The organism is Anoxybacillus andreesenii (assembly GCF_030813005.1).
GTDB lineage: Bacteria > Bacillota > Bacilli > Bacillales > Cytobacillaceae > Robertmurraya > Robertmurraya andreesenii.
Genome location: NZ_JAUSTU010000066.1, coordinates 1 through 2,340, shown reverse-complemented (window position 1 = coordinate 2,340; position 2,340 = coordinate 1). Strand labels below are relative to the sequence as shown.

The following is a 2,340-nucleotide window of genomic DNA, read 5'->3' as shown; positions in this document are numbered from 1 at the left end:
ATAGCTGGCAAGTCTTTTTTTTCTATAAAAATAAAAGTGCAAGGTTATGTACTTTTACTTTGCATAACTCTGTACTTTTATTTTGCACTATACACCATGAGTGTGTCTTAGACCATGCATTGTAATCGCCGGACTAATTTTTAATTCAAGTAGAATTTCCCTTAAAAATTTATTAGCCCGTTCATTAGTGATTACTTTATATTTTGATCTTGAATTATAAAAAACTAAATGATTCGCATTTTTATGGAGGGTATCAAATAAATCTTTAAACAAATCCATCGTTTTTTTATCTACTACAATTTTTCTAATAGACTGTTTGTTCTTGGTTGGTCCAAATCCTAATTCCATCTTATTATTGTATCCCCATGTTTTATCAACATTAACTTTGTTATTAATAAAGTCAAAATCTTCAAAGGTAAGTCCAACTAATTCTTCAAAACGAAATCCCGTAACTAAACCTAACAATAATAAATAGTACTCTAATCCTCTGTTTAACCACTTTTTGAGTGTATTTAATAACAAAATACTATCGTTATAATTTAAATGTTTTTCAGCCTCATCTTTTGCCACAACTGAGTATATTAATTCGCCTTTTCTTGTAAAATCACGCGGTATAATTTGTTCGTCAACTGCATCAAGGACGCAAGCACGTATATGACCATGAACCTTTTCTACTGTTTCCTTTGAACGACCAGAGCCAAGTTGATTTAAAAACATCTGATAATCTTGGGATGAAATGTTTTGTAATGGCGTACTAGCGAAATAATCCTTTATTCGGTCATGAGTGTACCTATAATGATTTAAAGTGGCAGTTTTTAAATTGCTTTTATAAAGTTTGACCCAACTATCAAAATATTCATCAAATGGTGCAGGTCTTAAAAAAGGAATTATACCTTTGTTTAACTGAACTTCAATTTCTGCTGCTGCGGCTTTTGCCTCACCTGAAGTCCTAAATCCACCTTTTCTTAGTGGAGCGTCTAATGATTTATGACTAATTGTATATTGATAAGTTGTTCTTTTTTTTCCCTTTCTTTTTTGAATACTTGCCATACGGAACACCTCTGTATATCTATTGTTTTAGGCAAGTGTATATCTTGTATAAAAAATTGTTCTCTCTCTTTAAAGTGTTTTGAAACGTGTAATAAGATGCGGTAAAACTAAGTTATGATCATTTACATTGCCTCCTTATTAAAATCTAGTAAAATTGTATAATGATTATATGTTTACAACAAATCATATATCGTTGCATAATGTACTCAACTCTGATTTTTCTATTTCAATTAATTAAGTTATAATTAAAGGTTTAAGATTGCGATGTGATCTTTTTACTTATTTTTAAAAATAGCTTGGAAATGTTTATCCAAAAAACTTGCCATTTCCGAAGCTTTGAAGGACCAAGTTTGCCCTTTAGATTTTGGGTAAAAGACAAAGCCTCCATATTCAACGTCAAGAACTTTTCTGAATTTTGTGGGGTAAAGTATATTCTCTTTTATCCACTCGCTTTTGTAATTTATTCTTTTTTCAAGATCCTTCATCGACCAATAAACACCAATGAGTTGTGACTGCTTTAACTCTTCTAATTCAACTTTTGAAATAAGGATAGAATCGGAAGGGATTGGTATAGTTAGGTTTACTGAGAGTTGTTGCATTTTCTTTTTCCTCCGCATGAAAATATTTTAAATAGATATCCAATAAAGTGGTGAAAGGCTATTAGGAACATTTATTCACCACTTTATTAAACCTTCAAACTGTTATATAATTTAAATAGATATATGTGTTTTCAGTATGGGTGAACTTAGTTGTGGAGGCTGAGTTCACTTTTTTTCATTATTTATTGCTTCGTTAGGGGAATTAGGGAATTTTAGGTTTTTCATATCCCCTTCAGTTGTTATTGTGTTTTCAGTAGTTTTATATAAATTAGGGTAATTATGGTCTTTTTTCTTAACATCAATATCTTCAAATAAATACGGGTTAACTAAGACTAGACCTTTTCTACCTGACTTTCCACCAACTTCTTGACGAATATATGAATGGTATTCTAGAAGGTCATAAGCTCTTTGTAGGCGCTCTTTCCCCTTAATTTTTTTCTTTGTATTTTGGTGAATAGTATTTTTATCAACAACAGGATTATTCTGTCTAAGAATTACTTTCAATACATATTCAGCATCATCAAAATCCATACTTTTCTTCATTACTCCGAAAGCTTTCTGTGCATGAGCAATAAGGTAGTCTTTAAGTTTGATTGTGTTAAGAGTCATATTTAATGGCGTTCTATTCGGAAACGAAAGTGACGGTGATGAAGTAAGTTCGCAACCGTCACTTTCGTTTCCTTTTTATTTT

3 protein-coding genes are annotated in these 2,340 nt (G+C 31.0%); all 3 read right to left on the bottom strand.

What is annotated here, in order from left to right:
- Nucleotides 1-87: 87 nt before the first annotated feature.
- Nucleotides 88-1,050, bottom strand: a complete 963-nt coding sequence (locus J2S07_RS21740; RefSeq protein ID WP_307152455.1) for a tyrosine-type recombinase/integrase — start codon at nucleotides 1,048-1,050, stop codon at nucleotides 88-90.
- 275 nt (nucleotides 1,051-1,325) lie between these two features.
- Nucleotides 1,326-1,649, bottom strand: a complete 324-nt coding sequence (locus J2S07_RS21735) for a DUF771 domain-containing protein (protein ID WP_307152454.1) — start codon at nucleotides 1,647-1,649, stop codon at nucleotides 1,326-1,328.
- 165 nt (nucleotides 1,650-1,814) lie between these two features.
- On the bottom strand, nucleotides 1,815-2,258 hold the full coding sequence (locus tag J2S07_RS21730) for a hypothetical protein (protein WP_307152453.1): 444 nt from the start codon (nucleotides 2,256-2,258) through the stop codon (nucleotides 1,815-1,817).
- Nucleotides 2,259-2,340: the final 82 nt, after the last annotated feature.

Bases quoted from the DNA above. Each gene is read 5' to 3' on its own strand.
- J2S07_RS21740 (WP_307152455.1), bottom strand. From the start codon at position 1,050: ATGGCAAGTATTCAAAAAAGAAAGGGAAAAAAAAGAACAACTTATCAA.
- J2S07_RS21735 (WP_307152454.1), bottom strand. From the start codon at position 1,649: ATGCAACAACTCTCAGTAAACCTAACTATACCAATCCCTTCCGATTCT.
- J2S07_RS21730 (WP_307152453.1), bottom strand. From the start codon at position 2,258: ATGACTCTTAACACAATCAAACTTAAAGACTACCTTATTGCTCATGCA.